Genomic DNA, 17918 nt, shown 5'->3' on the forward strand with positions numbered 1-17918 from the left:
GCAGCCATGAGTGATGTTCCCTCCGTGCGCATTCCCGCACCGCTGCCCGACGGGGTCAGCCAGGCCACCATCGGCGTGCGCGGTGGACTGCTGCGTTCGGGTTTCGAGGAGACCGCCGAGGCCCTGTATCTGACTTCGGGTTACGTCTACGAGTCCGCCGCCGACGCCGAGCGCGCGTTCACCGGTGAGATCGATCGGTACGTGTACTCCCGCTACGGCAATCCGACCATCTCGATGTTCGAGGAGCGGTTGCGTCTCATCGAGGGCGCCCCGGCTGCGTTCGCCACCGCGACCGGCATGGCGGCGGTGTTCACCGCGCTGGGCGCACTGCTGGGTGCCGGTGACCGACTGGTCGCCGCGCGCAGCCTGTTCGGTTCGTGCTTTGTGGTGTGCAACGAGATCCTACCGCGCTGGGGGGTGGAGACCGTCTTCGTCGACGGTGACGACCTCTCCCAATGGGAGGAAGCGCTCAGCGTGCCGACCCAGGCGGTCTTCTTCGAGACCCCGTCGAATCCGATGCAGTCGCTGGTCGACATCGCCGCGGTCGCCGAATTGGCACACGCTGCGGGCGCAAAGGTGGTGCTGGACAACGTCTTCGCCACCCCGCTGCTGCAGCAAGGGATCCCACTGGGGGCCGATGTGGTGGTGTACTCCGGTACCAAACACATCGACGGTCAGGGTCGCGTCCTCGGCGGTGCCATCCTGGGCGACAAGGAGTACATCGACGGCCCGGTACAGAAGCTGATGCGCCACACCGGCCCGGCGATCAGCGCCTTCAACGCCTGGACCCTGCTCAAAGGCCTTGAGACGCTGGCAGTCCGGGTTGACTACGCGAACCGCTCCGCGCAGCGGGTTGCCGAGTTCCTCGAACAGCAATCCGGTGTGAATTGGGTGAAATATCCGTTCCTGCAGTCACATCCGCAGTACGAGCTGGCGCAACGCCAGATGCGCGGCGGCGGAACGGTGGTCACCTTCGAGGTGGACGGCGGCAAGGACGCGGCCTTCACACTGCTGGACAAGCTGCGCGTCATCGACATCTCCAACAACCTCGGTGACGCGAAATCGTTGATCACGCACCCGGCCACCACCACCCACCGCGCGATGGGCCCGGAGGGACGGGCGGCGATCGGTCTCGGAGATGGCGTGGTGCGCATCTCGGTGGGCCTGGAGGGTACCGAGGATCTGATCGCCGATCTGGACCAGGCGCTGAGCTGATCACCGTGTCGAAGGCATCGGATGCGAAGAAGGCGCGCCGCAAAAAGCGCAAGACGGCCGGTGACGCGCGCTGGGTTCCCGACGCGGTGATCGAGCAGCTGTCGGCCATCCAGGACGCGGTGGTCGCCGACCTGGCCGAGTTCGACGAACGGATCACCGAGCGCGGCTGGACCTTTGATGAAGAAGAATCCGATGACGACTACGCGATCTGGTTCTTCGAGCCGTCCGGGGCGCAGGTCGAGGACGGTATTCCGGTCACCTCGCTGTGGCTGGACGCCGCCGAGGACGGTGCCCTGGTGCACGTGACCTTCGTGGGCACCACCGACAAGCACAGCTTCACCCACGAGGAGCTGTTCGACAGACTCGACGCCATCGAGTCCTACCGCAACGGTGACTCGTTCTCGCGGATCGGCTGACGGTAAACGCGAGACGGTCACTACGGCACGTCGTTCATTGCTTGTGCCGTAGTGACCGTCTGCCGGATCTGCTCAGCCGGCGGCGGGAACCGCGTCCCGGTCGGTGTCCCCCGAGCCCCCGGGGGTGGGCGGATTGCCGGTGTTCTTTTCGAAGATGAACGTCAACGCGGCGGCGAATGCGTACATTCCGGCGAAGATCCAGATCAGACCCTCGGCCCCGACGGTGTCGAAGAACAGTGTGACGATGATGGGTCCGACAGCGACGGAGGCGCCCATGCCGATGTTGTATGCCGACATCACGGCACCAGGCTGGCTCGGTTGAAGTGATGCGGTGATGGCCGACAGCGGCACGAACCCGGCCAGCGAGATGCCGAAAGCGATGCCTGCGACCACGGCCAGGCCATAGGAACCGGTGATGGCCGGCAGGTAGTACAGAGCCAGCAGACTGAGGCCCGACCCGATGGCGCCGAACCATCGCACGGTCGGCACCCAACCCAGCCGGTCGCCGACCATGCCGAATACGACGTTGAAGGGGATGTTCGCGGCATAGATGATGGTGGTCAGCAGCAGCCATTTCGCCAGTCCGAAACCGAACTGGTCGGCGAACAAGGCCGGGAAGAATACGAACGAACCGTATTGCGGCGCAGTATTGATCATCCGGATCACCGAGGCCGACAGCACCCGAGGTTTGGTGGCGATCAGCTTCAGACCGGTCGTGAGGACGACGAACGGGCTGGTGCCCGCCTGAGCGAGTCGCTTGCTGCCGATGGGTTCTTTGACACCCAGCAGGGCGATCAGACCGCCGATGACGACCAGGCCCAGGGACAGCCAGAGCGTGTTGTACTCGCCGATCAGCGGGATGGACCCGTTGGCGAACAAGGCGCCCAGGGTCGGCAGGCCCGCGGTGAACATGACGTAGAACCAGCCGATCGAGGTGGCCAGGCGCCGCCTGTCTGCCACCGCGGCGATCCACACCAGGAATCCGAAGGCGAACAGCGGATAACCCAGCCCGCGCATGGCGTAGGCGATGAACATCACCTGATGGTTGTCGGCAGCGACGCCTGCGGTGAGGAAGATGACCTCGAAGGTCACCCACGCGGTGAAGCCGATCATCATCACGCGCTTGGGTCCCCAAAGATCCGACAGCGCGGCCGACAACCATGCCGCGATGGCAACGACGATGCCGTAGGCGCTGATCAGCGCCGCTGCCTTGGAGGTGTCCAGGCCGTTGTTGTCGCGCAGGAACGGTGCGATGTAGTTGGACTCGACGCCGTCGCCGATCATGAAGAACAGCAGACCGACGTAGCCGAGCACAAGGGATCTCGGCATGCCGATGCGATCGTATATCGACGTTGTGTGCCTCGATTTTTCGCTCACAGGTGGAACTCCTTCAGAATGCTTGTCGCGGATTGGTATGTGCCATGACGTGTGCCTAGGACAGATCGCTGAGCAGGTGCATCGATTCCTTGAGGCGGGGGTAGAGCTCCCGGTAGATCGGCCACAGCCTGCGGTAGTCGGCGGTGCCCGGGGTGATCGTGGCGCCGTAGCGCACCATGGATGTGCGTGCGGCGTTCAGCGACGGGTGTATTCCGGTGGCCACGGCGGCGATCATGGCTGCCCCGAGTGCGGTGGTCTCCTGCTCGCCACACAGTGTGAGTGGGCGTTCCAGGATGTCGGACAGGATCTGCATCCACGCCGGGCTGCGTGTTCCGCCTCCGGTGACGAACACGTGCTCGATCGGCGGGCCGACGGCGGCCAGGCCGTCGGTCTGCAGCTTGATCTCGAATCCGATGCCTTCGAGGATGGCGCGGTAGATATGTGGTTTGCCGTGCCCACCGGTGAGTCCGACCAGGGCGCCGCGGGCCCGGGCGTCCCAGTACGGGGTCTGCGCAGCATTCCAGTGGGGCAGCGCCAGAAGCCCGTCGGCGCCCGGTTGCAGCTCGGCAGCGGCGGCTGCCACATCGCCTTCCGTGTATCCCGGTGCAGTTACCTTGGTGCCGAACTGATCTCGGAACCAGTTCAACAGATAAGTCCCCGAGGACGTGAACGCTTCCAGCAGATAGCCATGTCCGTCGGCGCTCGCAACGGTGCGATAGGCGACGTCCCATGAGTAGTCGGTTGCCGACAGGCCACAGACGACCGCGGTACCCATGTTCAGGTACAGCGCGTCTGGGTTCTGTGCGCCGGCGCCCAGAGCGGCACACTGGCCGTCTCCGGCGCCGGCAATGACCGGAGTGCCGGCCCGAAGTCCGGTCATTGCCGAGGCTTCGGCGGTGATGCTGCCGATGGCGGCACCGGGCGCAATGACCTCGGGAAGTGCGGTGATGTCGAGACCGATCATGGACAGGAGCTCGGCAGACCAGGTCAGCTGTGTCATATCGAACAGGCCCATGCTGTCGGCGCTGGCGTGGCTGGATGCCCATCGTCCGGTCAGCCGGTGATGCAGCAATGCGCTCACATCGCCGAACCAGCGGACGCGCGCCATCTCGTCAGGCTGGTGCCGAAGTAGCCAGGCGATCTTGTACAGCGACGGTGTGTTGTCGGCGGGCCGTCCCGACAATTGATGTACGCGTGGGGATCCCAGTTCGGCGACGATGTTGCGGGCCCGCGAATCCATCCAGACGATGCCTGGGTAGACCGGCGCGCCGGCGTCGTCAACACAGACGAATGTTTCGCGCTGCGTTGTGACGCAGAGTCCACTGATGCGTTCCGGGTCCACGCCCGAAAGTGCGCTGCGAAGTGCTTCGCAGGTCGCGTGCCACCAGTTTTCTGGATCCTGTTCGTGACGGCCCGGACTGGGCTGGGACATATGAATCGGGCTGCGGCCCAACGCAATCGCCCGACCGGCCGGATCGAATACGACCGCTTTGCTAGCTGTGGTCGAACAGTCGACCGCGACGACCAGGTCGCCCATACCTAACGCTCCTCAGATGGCTACACCGGTGCGGGCACGTGCCAGCCGGCCGGTTTATGACTCGCATCACAAGTACATCTATCAAACTAATCATGTCAAGTGTTGAATATGATGAGAAACGACGTTACGCTTGTGAAGTTCATCAATCCGAGAGTGAGGTCTCCCTTGCCCGAGATGCCCACCAAGCGCCGCGAACGTATCGCGCAGTACGTGCAGGATGTCGGCGCCGCTCGAACCGAGGATCTTGCCGATCGTTTCGAGGTCAGCCCGATGACCATCCATCGTGATCTCGACGTCTTGGAGCAGGAGGGCTGGCTCGAACGCACCCGGGGTGGCGCGCGATCGGCCGGTTTGCGACTGCACGAGCGCAATGTCTCCCTGCGGATGCGTCAGCAGGTTGCCCAGAAAAGGGCCCTTGCCCGCGCCGCGCTGAACCACCTGGACCCGGGAACCACGTTGGCCATTGATGACTCGACCACGACATTGGCCCTCTTGCCGCATCTGTCTGCCCTCAAGCCGCTGACCCTCATCACGAACTTCCTGCCCGCGATCCGGTATGCGACCGACGACCCGGATATCGATCTGCAGGGCCTCGGCGGGCACTACGACCGCAGCCTGGACTCCTTCGACGGCCCGGCGGTGATCGACCAGCTGCAACTGCTCTCCGCGGATGTCGTGATCATGTCGGTGGCCTCGGTGTACAAACATCAGCTGTTGCATCCCTCTGCCGAAACCGCGCGCCGTAAAAGAGCTTTCATCGAAGTAGGGGTCAAAAGAATCCTGCTGGTCGATTCCACCAAGTTCGCGCACCGCGCATCTCATAAGTTGGGTGATCTCGACCTTTTCGACATCGTCATCGTCGACGACACGGTGTCAGCCGAACACCTGGAATTGCTGCAGAGCCGTGACGTCGAAGTCGAGGTGGTCGGTGTCTCGACCGAAGACATCACGGCAGGTAGCCAACTCATCACACCCACTGTGTGAACTGACTGAAGCGAAAGGACGAAAACCTATGAGAGCAGCGATCTTCCGCGGACCGGGAGAGCTCGCCATCGAAGAGGTCGCGCGTGACACCCCTGGCCACGGAGAAATCTCGGTGGAGGTGCACGCAGCTGCTACCTGCGGTACCGATCTCAAGTCGTACCGGCGTGGCCACCCGAAACTCTTCCCAACCCTGCCTGCCAGGTTCGGCCACGAGTTCGCCGGCATCATCGATGCGGTTGGTCCGGGGGTCCAGGGCTTCGAGGTCGGTCAGCGAGTTGTGGCAGCCAACACCGCGCCGTGCGGATCCTGCTGGGCTTGCACCAAACAGCGTCCCAGCCTGTGTGAGAACCTCAGCTTCCTCAATGGTGCCTTCGCCGAACAGGTGGTGATCCCAGCACCGATCGTCGCACGCAACACCTATCTGTTACCCGACTCGGTGTCGTTCGCCTCGGCTGCGCCGCTCGAGCCGCTGTCGACTGTTGTGCATGGGATGGCCGAAGCCGGTGTCGAGCTGGGCGACACGGTCGCCGTCAATGGTTGCGGTCCGATCGGGCTCATGTTCATCCGGCTGTCCAAGTTGCGGGGCGCCCGCGTGATCGCAACCGATATGTCCGCGCTTCGGCTGGCCCAGGCCGCAGAGGCGGGCGCCGACGTCACTGTCGATCTGACAGAGATGTCCGATACCTCGGAACGATCGGCGGCGGTGCGCCACCTCACCGATGGCGCCCGCGGTGCCGATATCGCGATCGAGGCCGTCGGGTTGCCCGAGGTCTGGGAACAGACGGTCGAGATGCTCCGCCCGGGTGGGACGGCGGTGTTGTTCGGCGGCCCGAAGGCCGGTGCGCGATTCTCGGTGGACGCTGTCGCGATGCACTACAGCGAGTACACGCTCAAGGGCGTGTTCCATCACACTCCGCAGTACGTCAAAGTCGCGCTTGACCTGTTGGCCAGCGGCGCGCTCGACGGTGAAAGTCTGATCAGCGAGGTGCGTCCGCTGGAGGCCCTGGTCGAAAGTCTCGAGGACATGGCCGCAGGCAAGGGCGCCAAGTACCTGTTGGACCCGAGGCTCGCGGCATGAGCGAGGAGTTGGTACTCGAAGCTGAGCGCACGGCACTGGTCGATTACGCCCGGCGCATGGTCAGGGACCGGTTGGTGGTCGGCACATCGGGCAACCTGTCGCTCCGCTGTGGCGACCTGATTGCTGTCACGCCCTCGGGCGTCGACTACGACACCATGCTTCCCCGGGACGTCCCGGTGGTCACCATGGACGGGACCGTGGTCGATGGATCGTTGAAACCCACGACCGAGCTGCCTTTCCATCTGGCCTGCCACAATCGGCATGGCGCCACCGCTGTGGTGCACACACATTCGACAGCGGCGACGGCGTTGTCGCTGCTGTGCGACGAACTGCCGTTGGTGCACTATCAGGTCGCCATGTTCGGCGGTTCGGTGCGGGTGGCGCCCTATGCCACCTTCGGTACCGAAGATCTCGTTGCGAACGTGAACCTCGCGATGCGCGACCGCACAGGATGCATCCTCAAACATCACGGCACGTTGTGCATCGGTGACGGACTCGGTAAGGCCTATGACCGGGCTCGCCAGCTGGAGTGGCTTTCCGATGTCTGGCTGCGTGCCAGTGCGGTCGGAGAGCCGTCGCTGCTCGACGCCGACGAGATCGCCGATGTGGTGCAACGATTCGAGAGCTACGGTCAACCCCAGCGGGTGGAAGTGTCTTCAGCCGGCTGATCACACAGCCCTGATGTTTGGGCTATGGTCTGCTTACCATGACGCTCGTCGCGGCAATCTACTCCGCCACGCACTCGGGGGACCCGCTGCCGGCTGATCGGCAGGACGCCGACCCTGTCAACGACATGCGCGAGCAATCACGCGAACGATTCTGTGCGGTAGGCCATCTGGATAACGGTGCGCATTGACCGATATCACGCTGCGGCAGCTCCGCTACTTCGCTGTGCTGGGTGAAGAGCTGAACTACCGCCGCGCCGCGGAACGACTGTTCATCACCCAGCCTGCGCTGTCCACCGCGATCAAACAGCTCGAGCATCAGTTCGGTGTGGTGCTCTTCCACCGCAACACCCGTGAGGTCACGCTGACCGACCTGGGCGCGGCCTGGCTGCCCCAGGTGCACCAGGCGCTGTCGGGTGTGGAGGCCGTCGTCGACAATCTGCTGCTGCTTTCGGGCACCCGGCGCGGTGTGTTGCGCGTCGGCTACCTGATCGGCACCGGTGCCGACCTGTTGTTCCGATTGGTCCGCCACTTCGAGTCCGCCTATCCCGAAGTCACCGTCGAGCCGATCGAGTTCGATTTCGCCGATCCCACGGCGGGCCTTGCCGACGGGAGCACCGAGGTCGCGATCATCCGCCCGCCGGTCGACCTGCCCGAGCATCGCGTACTCATCCTGGATTCCGAGTCGTGGGTCGCGTGTCTGCCGCGAGATCACCGGCTCGCCGACCGCACCGAGGTCGGAATCGCTGAGCTGCTCGACGATCCCATCGTGTGCGCTCCTCTCACGGCCGGCACGTGGCGGGACTACTGGCTGGCGATGGACGTCCGGGGTAACCGGCCACCGACCATCGCCGCGGTCGCCGCGACCTACGAGGCCGAGACGACGGCGATCGCGCGGGGACTCGGGATCAGCTTCACCACCTCGTCGGTGGCGCGTTTCTATGACCGGCCGGGGATCGTCTACGTGCCGATCTCCGACCGTCCGCTCAGTCATACCGCCCTGGCATGGAACCCCGCGGATCTCACCCCGCAGGCAGATGCGCTGGTGAGGTTGGTTCAGGCGCGCTGGGGAGTCGGTGGCGGCGACGACTCTGCCCAGGACTGATAAATCCTGCTTATCAGCAGATCAAAACAACAAACTTCCGAAGTCCCCCGGATGACGGTTGTCTGTCCTTGAGGAGTTCTTCCCCACGTCCTGACCTGGAGTGACCATGACCGACGCAGTAGCTCCACCCACTCATTCGGATACCCCTGCCCCCCTCACCTCCGAAGACGCCAAGCTGGCCGAGCTCGGCTACACCCAGAAGCTCGACCGCTCGGTCGGCACCCTGGCCTCGTTCGCCATCGGCTTCGCGACCATCAGTGCCACGACAGCGGTGTTCACCGGATTCGGTGCGGGTTACTTCACCGCAGGCGCGCCGTTCGTGTGGACGCTGCTGCTGGCCGGTGCGGTGTTCGCGCTGTGGACGTTCATCGCCGCCGACCTGACCGCCAAGCTGCCCCTGGCCGGCTACTCCTATCAGTGGATCAGCCGGATCAACGGGCCGAATCTGGCCTGGTTCACCGGGTTCATCGCGCTGATGGGCTGGGTCTGCGGTATGACCGGCGTCGGCTTCATCCTGTCCGGCTACCTCGGCGGGCTGCTGGGCTGGAGCATGACGCAGACGACTCAGATCCTGCTCGCCATCGCCGTGGTATTTCTCTGCGTGCTGATCAACATCTACGGTGTCCGCTTCGCCACCATGGTCAACAACATCGGCGTCAGTCTCGAACTCGTCATCACCGTCGGCGCCACCGCACTGATCGCCGTCATCGCCTTCTCCACACCGGAGAACCACCAGCCCATCTCCACCCTGTTCACCGGCGGCGAATCCGGGGACAAGGATTCCTACATGCTGGCCTGGCTGGCCGCCGCGCTCGGACCGTTCTTCGGACTGATCGGCGTCGAATCCGGTGCCGACGTCGCCGAGGAGACCAAGAACGCGCGACGTGTGGTCCCCAAGACGATGTTCTATGCGTTGATCACCTCGATCGTCATCGAGTTCCTGATGTACGTCGTGTACGTGCTGGCGATCAAGGATCCCGCTGCGGTGGAGGCGAATTCGGCCGCACCGATCGAGGAGATCATCACTCAGCAAGCCGGACCCGTCGTCACCAAGATCGTCGTCGCGATCGCGCTGACCAACATCCTGGCCTGCCTGCTCGCCAACATCCTGGTGGCCACCCGGCTGACCTACTCGATGGCCCGGGACAACATGCTGCCGTTCTCGCACGTCTGGCGCCACGTGTCGCCGAAGAGCAAGGCACCCACCTACGCAGTCCTCGGATTGGGTTGCCTGTCAACGGTTTTGCTGCTATCGGCGCTGGTCAACGAGAAGGCCTTCAACTACATCATCGGTATCGCCTCGCTGCTGTTCTTCTTCGTCTATATCCTGCAGACCATCGGCCTGCTCGTCGGCTACAAGCGGGGCACGATTCCCGCACCCGAGCCGGGCACCTTCGATCTGGGCCGGTTCCGCCTTCCCCTCTATGTCACCGCGCTGGTGGTCTTCCTCGGTGTCGCCGTCGCGCTGCTCTTCTTGCCCCAGTTCACCACCAACAAGTGGGTCTTCCTGGGCATCGTCGTGATCGCCGCCCTCTGGTGGGCCACCGGTCTGACGTCACGGCTGAGCCGTGGCGACGCCGGTGCCGATTACGCCAAGACCCACAACCTCTAGAAAGGACAGCACCATCATGAGCACAGGAACCTCCAACCTCGTGGCCGTCGAACCGGGAGCCATCCGGGAGGACACCCCGCCGGGATCGGTGATCCAGTACAGCGATTACGAGCTGGACCGCAGTAGTCCGTTCGCGGGCGGCGTCGCCTGGATCGAAGGAGAGTTCCTACCCGCCGAGGACGCCAAGATCTCCATCTTCGACACCGGCTTCGGACATTCCGATCTCACCTACACCGTCGCGCATGTGTGGCACGGCAACATCTTCCGGCTGGGAGATCACCTGGACCGGTTGCTCGACGGGGCCCGCAAGTTGCGTCTGGACGCCGGATACACCAAGGACGAGCTGGCAGACATCACCAAAGAATGCGTCTCGATGTCGCAGCTGCGGGAGTCCTTCGTCAATCTCACCGTCACCCGGGGCTACGGAAAGCGAAGGGGCGAGAAGGATCTGTCGAAGCTGACCCACCAGGTGTACATCTACGCCATCCCGTATCTGTGGGCGTTCCCTCCTGCCGAGCAGATCTTCGGGACCACCGCCATCGTGCCGCGCCATGTCCGCCGCGCCGGTCGCAACACCGTCGACCCGACCATCAAGAACTACCAGTGGGGCGACCTGACCGCGGCCAGCTTCGAGGCCAAGGACCGCGGGGCACGCACCGCGATCCTGCTCGATTCGGACAACTGTGTGGCCGAGGGACCGGGCTTCAACGTCTGCATCGTCAAGGACGGAAAACTGGCCTCCCCGTCGCGGAATGCGTTGCCGGGCATCACCCGCAAGACGGTCTTCGAGATCGCCGACCAGATGGGCATCGAGGCCACCCTGCGTGACGTCACCAGCCACGAACTCTACGACGCCGACGAATTGATGGCCGTCACCACCGCCGGCGGTGTCACCCCGATCAACTCCCTCGACGGAGAGCCGATCGGCAACGGTGAGCCCGGTGAGATGACCGTCGCCATCCGGGACCGCTTCTGGGCGCTGATGGACGAGCCCGGCCCGCTGATCGAAGCGATCGAATACTGAGATCGGGCCGGGGTCGTCCGCGCTGTCAGGTGCCGTCGGATTCGATGACGCCCTGGGCGGCCCTGGCCCGATCCTCGTACGCCTTGCGCTTGCTCTTGTCGAACTCCAGGAACACGGTGTCCAGGCCCAGTGCCTTGTTCATCGCGCGGCGACCCTTGGGCGGCAGCATCTGCGCGGCCTGCGCGGTGAAGCGCAGCGGGGCGGGAACGGAGACGTGGGTCTTGGGCTTGTCGAGCGTCTTGACGATCGCGGCCGCGATCTCCTCGGGTTCGACGGGTTTGATGGCGCCGCCGGACTTGGTACCCGAGATCAGCTCGGTGTTGGTGAACGGCGGCATGATGACCGAGACGTTGACACCGTGCGGCGCCATCTCGTCGGCCAACGCGGTGGACAGGCCCACGACGGCGTACTTGGCTCCCACGTAGACGACCTGTCCCGGCAGCGGGATCAGGCCGGACAGCGAGGCGATGTTGATGATGTGGCCGCTGCGGCGGCGCACCATGTCCGGCAGCGCGAGCTGACAGCCGGTGAGCACACCGTAGACGTTGACCTCCAGTGAGGACCGCACCGACTGCTCGGTCTCCTCGAGGAACGGGCCGACGGGCATCACACCGGCATTGTTGATCAGCACATCGATGTGGCCGCCGCCGTCGGTGCGGGCCTTGTCGAGGAACGTTGCGAACGATTCGCGGTCGGTGACGTCGAGCGGGTAGCCGGACACCTGGCCGAGCTTGGTGAGCTCCACGACGGCCGACTCCTGCAGCGCGACGTCGCGGTCACCGATGACGACGCGTGCCCCGCGCGCCAGCAAAGCCTTGGCGGTGGCATAACCGATACCGCGAGCGGCGCCGGTGATCGCGATGGTCTTGCCCCTGATGTTGTCCATGGCGGCGAACTTTACACGTGTCAAGTTTTTCGCGGAAGAGGGGTTCGCCAGCCGGTATTTACGATCAGGACGAGCCGATGGCCGCTCCGGAATGCGCGGAGCCGCGCCGCGTTGGACATTCGAGTGATGGCAGGAGCAATGGTGAAGACTCTGCGGTTCGTCCCGGTGCACCAGACCGACCCCCTGGCCGAACCGCTACTGGCCGAACTCACCGTCGAATACTCCCGGCGCTACGGCGGCACCGAGGCCGGTGTGGCCCGCTGGCTGCGGGCGCACCCGGCCGAGGAGTTCGCCGCACCACACGGTGCGCTGCTGATCGGGCTCGACGACGGTGTCCCGGTCACCGGCGGGGCGTTCCAGCGCTTCGATGCCGACACCGCCGAGCTGAAGCGGATCTGGACCGCCGTCGAACACCGCCAACGCGGCTATGCCAAGGCGCTGCTCGGCGAACTGGAGACGCTGATCGCTCAGCGCGGTTATCGGCGCATCTATCTGACCACCGGCGACCGCCAACCGGAGGCCGAAGCGCTCTACGAATCCACCGGCTACACGCGGCTGAGCGAGCCGCTGCCGAAACAGGGGGAGAGTTACCCGATCGCCTTCGAGAAGGTGCTGTCGTGACGGCCGCGCTCTCGGTGCTCGACCTGGCCCCGGTATCGGCGGGGGACAGCGCGGCAGGTGCGTTGCGCAAGACGGTCGATCTGGCCCAGCACGCCGAGCGGTGGGGATATCGGCGGTACTGGGTGGCCGAACATCACTATGCCGCGGTGGCCAGCGCCTCGCCCGCGGTGCTGATCGGGCAGATCGCCGCCGCCACCACCAGCATCCAGGTCGGCGCGGCCGCGGTGCAGCTGGGGCACACCACCGCGATCGCTGCGGTGGAGAGCTTCGCGACGCTGGACGCCTTCCATCCGGGCCGCATCGACCTCGGTGTCGGACGGTCCGGACAGCGCCGCGCCGAGGCCATTCGACAGACGCCGCGCGCGCCCCGCCCGCCCCGGGTACGGCATGAGGTGGATGGCGTCGTCATACCGGCACCGTTCGACCTGTCGGTCCAACTGCGCAACCCGCGACTCAAGGCGACACTGAGCACACTGCAGCAACCCGAGGCAGTCGCCCCGGATTTCGGTGAACAGGTGGCGGACATCCTGGCGCTGCTGAACGGGACCTTCCGGGTCGACGGGTTCGACGCGCACGCCAGCCCGGGTGAGGACACCGCTTTGCGGCCGTGGGTCTTCGGCACCAGCAGCGGGCAGAGTGCGCGGGTGGCGGGCAGTCTCGGGCTGCCGTTCGTGGCCGCCTATCACATCGTCCCGGCCACCGCGCTGGAGGCAGTCGAGGCCTACCGCAACGCTTTTCGGCCGTCGGAGGTACTCGCCGAACCCTATGTGGTGGTCTCGGCCGACGTGCTGGCTGCCGACGACAGTGCCCGCGCCCACCACCTGGCCCGCGGCTTCGGCCACTGGGTGTACTCGATCCGGGCCGGTGGCGGCGCCGTCCCCTACCCCGACCCGGACACCGTGGGTCCGTTGACCGACGAGCAGCTGGCCGTGGTGCAGGACCGTCTCGACACCCGCTTCGTCGGATCCGCCGAAGAGGTCACCGAGCGGCTCGCCGCGCTGCAACGGGTCACCGGCGCCGACGAGCTGGTCATCACCTCGGTGGCATTCGACCACGCCGACCGATTGCGTTCCCATGAGCTGATCGCCGCGGCATGGGGGAGCTGATTTCGTAAGCTGATGCGGTGTCGCTGATCATCGTCGGATTGCTGATGGTGGTGGCCGCTGTGGTGGTGCTGCTGCTGGGGCTCGGCGTGCGCACTCTTGTCGGCCGCCGAGCCGACGCGGCCGACAGCGCCGAACTCGACGAGAAGATCCTGATGCCGACCATCGTGGTGGCCTGTGGTCTGGTGGTGACCGCGGCCTTCGTGGTCGGCTATGACCTCATCGTTTGAGACCTCATTGTCTGAGACCTCATTGTCTGAGACCTCATTGTCTGAGACCTCATCGTTTGAGGCACAGCACGGCCAGCGCGTCATTGGTCGCCTGGACGCCGCCGGTACCGATCAGTGCGGTCAGCCGGGTCCGCACGCGTTCCTGATCGGCCGCCGGCAGTCGCAGCACGTTGGAGTAGGTGGTGACCATCTCCACCCACTCGGTGCAGGAGTAGTGCGGATGCTCCACGTAACGGCGACGCTCATGGCTCATCCCGGCCGCCGCCAGCAGCGTGTCCAGCTCGGCTCCCTCGATGTCCACCGACGGTCTGCTGGGTTGTTCGACCAGACCGGCATAGGCTTCGGCGAGTGTCTCCGGAGTGGGCGAGACCGCCACGATCCGATTCCAGACCAGTGCCAGCCGGCCGCGTGGAGTGAGTAACCCGCGCACCTTGGCCAAGGCGTCGGCGGGCTCCACCCAGTGAAACGACTGGGCGAACAGCACCAGGTCGAAGACCCGGCCCCGTGGGTCCCAGTCGGCAAAGGTCGCCAACTCCACGGACACACCCTTGGCGGTGGCCACCTCCGCCATCTGCGGATCAGGTTCGACCGCCAGCACATCGGCGCCGGCCGCGCGTAACTGCGCGCTGGCAATACCGGTCCCGGCTCCTACGTCCAGCACTCGGATCCCCTGGTGGGCAATAAGGTCGGCGATCAGCGCGGCGGGGTAGCGGGGCCGGTGGCGGTCGTAGCGGGCCGCCGCCGAACCGAAGGATTCGGCTCGCTGCCGATCGGCGTGCAGCGGGGTGTCGCTCATCGGGCCGCCGTCTCGGCGGCCTTGCGGATCGAGCCGCGCCATAGCGGGCCGTGCCCCGGCACCAATACCTCGGTGTCCAGCAGGCTGAGCGCGGCCAGGCTGCGCAGGCACCCGTCATGGTCGTGGTTGAAGATCGTCGGCAGCAGCTGAGGGCCATGCCTGCTGCTCAGCGGGTGCCCGGTGATCAGGGCATCGCCTGCGACCAACACACCGTCGACGAGATAGGAGCAGTGTCCGCCGGTGTGCCCGGGGGAGGGGACCGCCGCCGGTGCGCCCGGCAGCGAGGCCGCAATGTCCTCGTCGAGGGCCAGCGCGGACGGGATGCCCTCATGGGTCAGCCCGCCCTTGCGGGCCAGCGCCAGCGTCCAGGCCAGATAGCGCGGCTGCCACGCCCGGGTCAGCACGTCGACCGGGGACACCTGTTCCAGGTACTGCCGCTGCGCATGACCCACCTCGGCGGCATGCGTATACACCGGCGTGTCATGGGTTTTCGCGAACCAGATGGCCGAACCGAGGTGATCGACGTGGGCATGGGTGAGCAGGATCGCCCGGACATCAGCGGGACCGAAACCGAGCTCGCGCAGTGAATCGAGGACCTCGTCACGCTGTCCTGGATAGCCCGCGTCGATCAGCAGTACCCCGGATTCGTCGGTCACCACGGTCCAGTTCACGAGGTCGGTCTGGGCGAGGTGGACGCGTTCGGTGACGGCCGTCAGAACCGGAGCCATGGTGTGAGTGTAGAAACTTAAGTATGGCTGAACTGAAACTGGGCTATAAGGCGTCGGCGGAGCAGTTCGCGCCCCGTGAACTCGTCGAACTCGCCGTCGCGGCCGAAGAGCACGGCATGGACAGCGCCACCGTCAGCGATCACTTCCAGCCGTGGCGGCACGAGGGCGGTCACGCCCCGTTCTCGCTGGCCTGGATGACCGCCGTCGGCGAACGCACCCAGCGCCTGCAACTGGGCACCTCGGTGTTGACCCCGACGTTCCGCTACAACCCGGCCGTCATCGCCCAGGCGTTCGCCACCATGGGCTGCCTGTACCCGGGGCGCATCTTCCTCGGTGTCGGCACCGGTGAGGCACTCAACGAGATCGCCACCGGCTACGAGGGCGAATGGCCCGAGTTCAAGGAGCGCTACGCCCGGCTGCGCGAATCCGTGCGCCTGATGCGCGAACTGTGGCTCGGCGATCGCGTCGACTTCGAGGGCGAGTACTACAAGACCAAGGGCGCCTCGATCTACGACGTGCCCGAAGGCGGTATCCCGATCTACATCGCCGCAGGCGGCCCGCAGGTCGCCAAGTACGCCGGCCGGGCCGGGGACGGTTTCATCTGCACCTCCGGTAAGGGCGAAGAGCTCTATAAGGAAAAGCTGATCCCGGCCATGCGCGAGGGTGCCGAAGCCGCGGGCAAGAACGCGCAAGACGTCGACCGGATGATCGAGATCAAGATCTCCTACGACACCGATCCCGAACTGGCGCTGGAGAACACCCGATTCTGGGCACCGTTGTCGCTGACCGCCGAGCAGAAGCACTCCATCGACGACCCGATCGAGATGGAGAAGGCGGCCGACGCGCTGCCCATCGAGCAGGTAGCCAAGCGCTGGATTGTGGCGTCGGACCCCGACGAGGCCGTCGAGAAGGTGGCCGACTACGTCAAGTGGGGTCTGAACCACCTGGTGTTCCACGCCCCCGGCCACGACCAGCGCCGCTTCCTTGAGCTGTTCAAGCGGGATCTGGAACCGCGGCTGCGCAAGCTAGCGTGAGCCCGGTGCTGCTGGTCGCGGTCAGGCGCACCCGGTCGGCACGGAACAGGTCGTAGGCGTACTCGAACGGCACGCCCGAGGTGGCCCTTGTCACCCGGGTGATGGCCAACAGTGGTTTGCGGCTTCCGATATCGAGGCACTGCGCCTCGCGGGGGCTGGCGCTGACGACCTCGATGGTCTCGGTGGTGCTGGCCGGTGCCAAGCCATAACGGGTCCGGAACAGCTCGTAGAGCGAGCCGCCCAAGGGTTGCTCCAGCAGATCCACGGCGTGCGCGGCGACGAAACAGGACTGATCCACCGACAGCGGCACCCCGTCGGCGTAACGCAGTCTACGGATGACGACGACCGGTTCGCCGTCGGGGATCTCCAGTGCGACGGACTCGGCGTCGGTCGCAGGTCTGCTGTCGGTCGCCAGCACCTTGGTGTAGCTGCTGTGCCCGCCGCTGTGCAGCAGCGCGGGCAGACCGGCCTGCTCGGCCGCATGTCGTCGGACGATATCGGCACGCACGAAGGTTCCGCCGGCCCGACCGGTGCGCCGTTCCAGGACACCGGCCTGGCTCAGCGGAAGCAGCGCGCTGCGCAGCGTCGCGCGGGAGACGCCGAATCGCTCGGCCATCTCACGCTCGGTGCCCAGCCGCGAACCAGGGCGCAGCGCGCCGCTGGACAGCATGGACAGAATTCGGCGGCGCACATCCTCGGCGACCGCTCCCCCCACGGTTTCCTCCACGATCAGGTGGCGATCGCGTCCAACGATTCGGGGAGCACCTGCCCCCCGTCGACGGCGATGGCCTGCCCGGTGATGTAGGCCGCTTCCCTGGTGGCCAGGAACGCGGCGAGATGTCCGATGTCCTCCGGGGTGCCGAGCGCGCCGGCCGGGATGGATCGCGCCATGCTCGCCAGATACTCCTCGCCGTTGTCGAGCAGCCCTTCGGTGAGGATGTTGCCGGGCAGGATCGCGTTGACGGTGATCCCCTTGGGCGCCAATTCGATTGCGGCGGTCCGCATGAAGCCCAGCTGGGCGGCCTTGGTCGCACCGTAGTGCGACCAGCCCGGGTAACCGGTGATGGGTCCGGTGATCGAAGAGGTGAGGATGATCCGGCCCGCGCCCGAGGCGGTCAGCGCATCCAGGCAGGCCTGCACGGCGTAGAACGTGCCGTGGACGTTGACCCCCATGATCTCGGTGAGCTGTTCTTCGGTCATGGTGGCCAGTGGGGCGTCCGGGAAGATTCCGGCGTTGGCGCACAAGACATCCAGGCCACCGAACGCATCGACCGCGGCCGCGGCCATCTCGGTACACGATTGCCGGTCGCTGACATCGACGCGTACCCCGAGCACTTTGCCCGCGCCGAGCCCGTCCAACGCCGCGACGGCCTCGTCCAAGCCGGCCGCCGTGCGCGCTCCGATCGCCACATTGGCACCGGCCTTGGCGAACACCGACGCGATTCCGCGCCCGATTCCCTTGCTGCCGCCGGTGACCAACACCGAGCGGGACTGCAGGTCGAACATT

19 protein-coding genes are annotated in these 17918 nt (G+C 65.6%); 12 read left to right on the forward strand and 7 right to left on the reverse strand.

All coding sequences use genetic code 11. From position 1 onward, the window contains the following. Positions 1-6 precede the first annotated feature (6 nt). Together PGN27_RS17410 and PGN27_RS17415 are read left to right on the forward strand one after the other, a co-directional pair. Positions 7-1215: an O-succinylhomoserine sulfhydrylase gene (locus PGN27_RS17410; protein ID WP_335327240.1), complete on the forward strand. Its 1209-nt coding sequence runs from the start codon at positions 7-9 to the stop codon at positions 1213-1215. 5 nt (positions 1216-1220) lie between these two features. Continuing rightward, positions 1221-1631, forward strand: a complete 411-nt coding sequence (locus PGN27_RS17415) for a hypothetical protein (protein WP_335327241.1) — start codon at positions 1221-1223, stop codon at positions 1629-1631. A gap of 72 nt (positions 1632-1703) precedes the next feature. Here the strand turns inward: PGN27_RS17415 and PGN27_RS17420 are convergent, their stop codons facing one another. Both PGN27_RS17420 and PGN27_RS17425 read right to left on the reverse strand, forming a co-directional pair. Further along, complete coding sequence (locus PGN27_RS17420; RefSeq protein WP_335327242.1) at positions 1704-2960, reverse strand: MFS transporter; 1257 nt, start codon at positions 2958-2960, stop codon at positions 1704-1706. 103 nt (positions 2961-3063) lie between these two features. Next, entirely contained in the window at positions 3064-4545 is a 1482-nt protein-coding gene (locus PGN27_RS17425; protein ID WP_335327243.1) for a xylulokinase, read from the reverse strand. A 153-nt stretch (positions 4546-4698) separates the two neighbouring features. On the opposite strand from PGN27_RS17425, the gene PGN27_RS17430 reads away from it, so the two are divergent. From PGN27_RS17430 to PGN27_RS17455, 6 genes are all read left to right on the forward strand, one after another. Further along, positions 4699-5529: a DeoR/GlpR family DNA-binding transcription regulator gene (locus PGN27_RS17430; protein ID WP_335327244.1), complete on the forward strand. Its 831-nt coding sequence runs from the start codon at positions 4699-4701 to the stop codon at positions 5527-5529. A 28-nt stretch (positions 5530-5557) separates the two neighbouring features. After that, entirely contained in the window at positions 5558-6607 is a 1050-nt protein-coding gene (locus tag PGN27_RS17435; RefSeq protein WP_335327245.1) for a zinc-dependent alcohol dehydrogenase, read from the forward strand. Beyond that, positions 6604-7275, forward strand: a complete 672-nt coding sequence (locus PGN27_RS17440) for a class II aldolase/adducin family protein (RefSeq protein ID WP_335327246.1) — start codon at positions 6604-6606, stop codon at positions 7273-7275. Before PGN27_RS17435 ends, PGN27_RS17440 begins: the two co-directional genes overlap by 4 nt. A 184-nt stretch (positions 7276-7459) precedes the next feature. Next, the gene (locus PGN27_RS17445; RefSeq protein ID WP_335327247.1) at positions 7460-8377 is read left to right on the forward strand and encodes a LysR family transcriptional regulator; all 918 of its coding nucleotides are present in this window, start codon (positions 7460-7462) and stop codon (positions 8375-8377) included. Positions 8378-8483: 106 nt separating this feature from the next. Continuing rightward, a complete protein-coding gene (locus PGN27_RS17450) occupies positions 8484-9989 on the forward strand; it encodes an APC family permease (RefSeq protein ID WP_335327248.1) in 1506 nt (501 codons plus the stop codon). A gap of 16 nt (positions 9990-10005) precedes the next feature. After that, positions 10006-11013 (forward strand): aminotransferase class IV, encoded by a 1008-nt coding sequence (locus PGN27_RS17455; RefSeq protein ID WP_335327249.1) that lies wholly within the window; start codon positions 10006-10008, stop codon positions 11011-11013. 25 nt (positions 11014-11038) lie between these two features. On the opposite strand, the gene PGN27_RS17460 is transcribed toward PGN27_RS17455, so the two are convergent. Further along, on the reverse strand, positions 11039-11899 hold the full coding sequence (locus PGN27_RS17460) for an SDR family oxidoreductase (protein WP_335327250.1): 861 nt from the start codon (positions 11897-11899) through the stop codon (positions 11039-11041). Positions 11900-12037: 138 nt separating this feature from the next. Between PGN27_RS17460 and PGN27_RS17465 the strand changes: the two genes are divergently transcribed. From PGN27_RS17465 to PGN27_RS17475, 3 genes are read left to right on the forward strand one after another with little or no spacing between them, the layout of a single operon-like run. Further along, positions 12038-12520, forward strand: coding sequence for a GNAT family N-acetyltransferase (locus tag PGN27_RS17465; RefSeq protein ID WP_335327251.1), 483 nt, complete (start codon positions 12038-12040; stop codon positions 12518-12520). Next, on the forward strand, positions 12517-13626 hold the full coding sequence (locus tag PGN27_RS17470) for an LLM class flavin-dependent oxidoreductase (protein WP_335327252.1): 1110 nt from the start codon (positions 12517-12519) through the stop codon (positions 13624-13626). Before PGN27_RS17465 ends, PGN27_RS17470 begins: the two co-directional genes overlap by 4 nt. A 17-nt stretch (positions 13627-13643) precedes the next feature. After that, positions 13644-13853: a hypothetical protein gene (locus PGN27_RS17475; RefSeq protein ID WP_335327253.1), complete on the forward strand. Its 210-nt coding sequence runs from the start codon at positions 13644-13646 to the stop codon at positions 13851-13853. A gap of 49 nt (positions 13854-13902) precedes the next feature. Here PGN27_RS17475 and PGN27_RS17480 read toward each other — a convergent pair whose 3' ends face one another. Then, positions 13903-14634 carry a class I SAM-dependent methyltransferase gene (locus PGN27_RS17480; protein WP_418888658.1) on the reverse strand — a complete coding sequence of 244 codons (732 nt, stop codon included), beginning with the start codon at positions 14632-14634 and terminating at the stop codon, positions 13903-13905. A gap of 11 nt (positions 14635-14645) precedes the next feature. Beyond that, positions 14646-15377, reverse strand: a complete 732-nt coding sequence (locus tag PGN27_RS17485) for an MBL fold metallo-hydrolase (protein WP_335327255.1) — start codon at positions 15375-15377, stop codon at positions 14646-14648. Positions 15378-15400: 23 nt separating this feature from the next. On the opposite strand from PGN27_RS17485, the gene fgd reads away from it, so the two are divergent. Continuing rightward, positions 15401-16411: a glucose-6-phosphate dehydrogenase (coenzyme-F420) gene (gene fgd / locus PGN27_RS17490; RefSeq protein ID WP_141868481.1), complete on the forward strand. Its 1011-nt coding sequence runs from the start codon at positions 15401-15403 to the stop codon at positions 16409-16411. Here the strand turns inward: fgd and PGN27_RS17495 are convergent. Both PGN27_RS17495 and fabG read right to left on the reverse strand, forming a co-directional pair. Continuing rightward, a complete protein-coding gene (locus PGN27_RS17495) occupies positions 16371-17138 on the reverse strand; it encodes a GntR family transcriptional regulator (RefSeq protein WP_335327256.1) in 768 nt (255 codons plus the stop codon). The genes fgd and PGN27_RS17495 overlap by 41 nt on opposite strands. Positions 17139-17140: 2 nt before the next feature. Further along, positions 17141-17917 carry a 3-oxoacyl-ACP reductase FabG gene (gene fabG / locus PGN27_RS17500; protein ID WP_335327257.1) on the reverse strand — a complete coding sequence of 259 codons (777 nt, stop codon included), beginning with the start codon at positions 17915-17917 and terminating at the stop codon, positions 17141-17143. Position 17918 lies beyond the last annotated feature (1 nt).

Source organism: Mycolicibacterium neoaurum (assembly GCF_036946495.1).
GTDB lineage: Bacteria > Actinomycetota > Actinomycetes > Mycobacteriales > Mycobacteriaceae > Mycobacterium > Mycobacterium neoaurum_B.

Excerpts from the sequence above, each read along its gene's own strand:
- PGN27_RS17410 (WP_335327240.1), top strand. The coding sequence starts at position 7 with ATGAGTGATGTTCCCTCCGTGCGCATTCCCGCACCGCTGCCCGACGGG.
- PGN27_RS17420 (WP_335327242.1), bottom strand. The coding sequence starts at position 2,960 with ATGCCGAGATCCCTTGTGCTCGGCTACGTCGGTCTGCTGTTCTTCATG.
- PGN27_RS17425 (WP_335327243.1), bottom strand. The coding sequence starts at position 4,545 with ATGGGCGACCTGGTCGTCGCGGTCGACTGTTCGACCACAGCTAGCAAA.
- PGN27_RS17435 (WP_335327245.1), top strand. The coding sequence starts at position 5,558 with ATGAGAGCAGCGATCTTCCGCGGACCGGGAGAGCTCGCCATCGAAGAG.
- PGN27_RS17440 (WP_335327246.1), top strand. The coding sequence starts at position 6,604 with ATGAGCGAGGAGTTGGTACTCGAAGCTGAGCGCACGGCACTGGTCGAT.
- PGN27_RS17450 (WP_335327248.1), top strand. The coding sequence starts at position 8,484 with ATGACCGACGCAGTAGCTCCACCCACTCATTCGGATACCCCTGCCCCC.
- PGN27_RS17455 (WP_335327249.1), top strand. The coding sequence starts at position 10,006 with ATGAGCACAGGAACCTCCAACCTCGTGGCCGTCGAACCGGGAGCCATC.
- PGN27_RS17460 (WP_335327250.1), bottom strand. The coding sequence starts at position 11,899 with ATGGACAACATCAGGGGCAAGACCATCGCGATCACCGGCGCCGCTCGC.
- PGN27_RS17465 (WP_335327251.1), top strand. The coding sequence starts at position 12,038 with ATGGTGAAGACTCTGCGGTTCGTCCCGGTGCACCAGACCGACCCCCTG.
- PGN27_RS17485 (WP_335327255.1), bottom strand. The coding sequence starts at position 15,377 with ATGGCTCCGGTTCTGACGGCCGTCACCGAACGCGTCCACCTCGCCCAG.
- fgd (WP_141868481.1), top strand. The coding sequence starts at position 15,401 with ATGGCTGAACTGAAACTGGGCTATAAGGCGTCGGCGGAGCAGTTCGCG.
- fabG (WP_335327257.1), bottom strand. The coding sequence starts at position 17,917 with ATGTTCGACCTGCAGTCCCGCTCGGTGTTGGTCACCGGCGGCAGCAAG.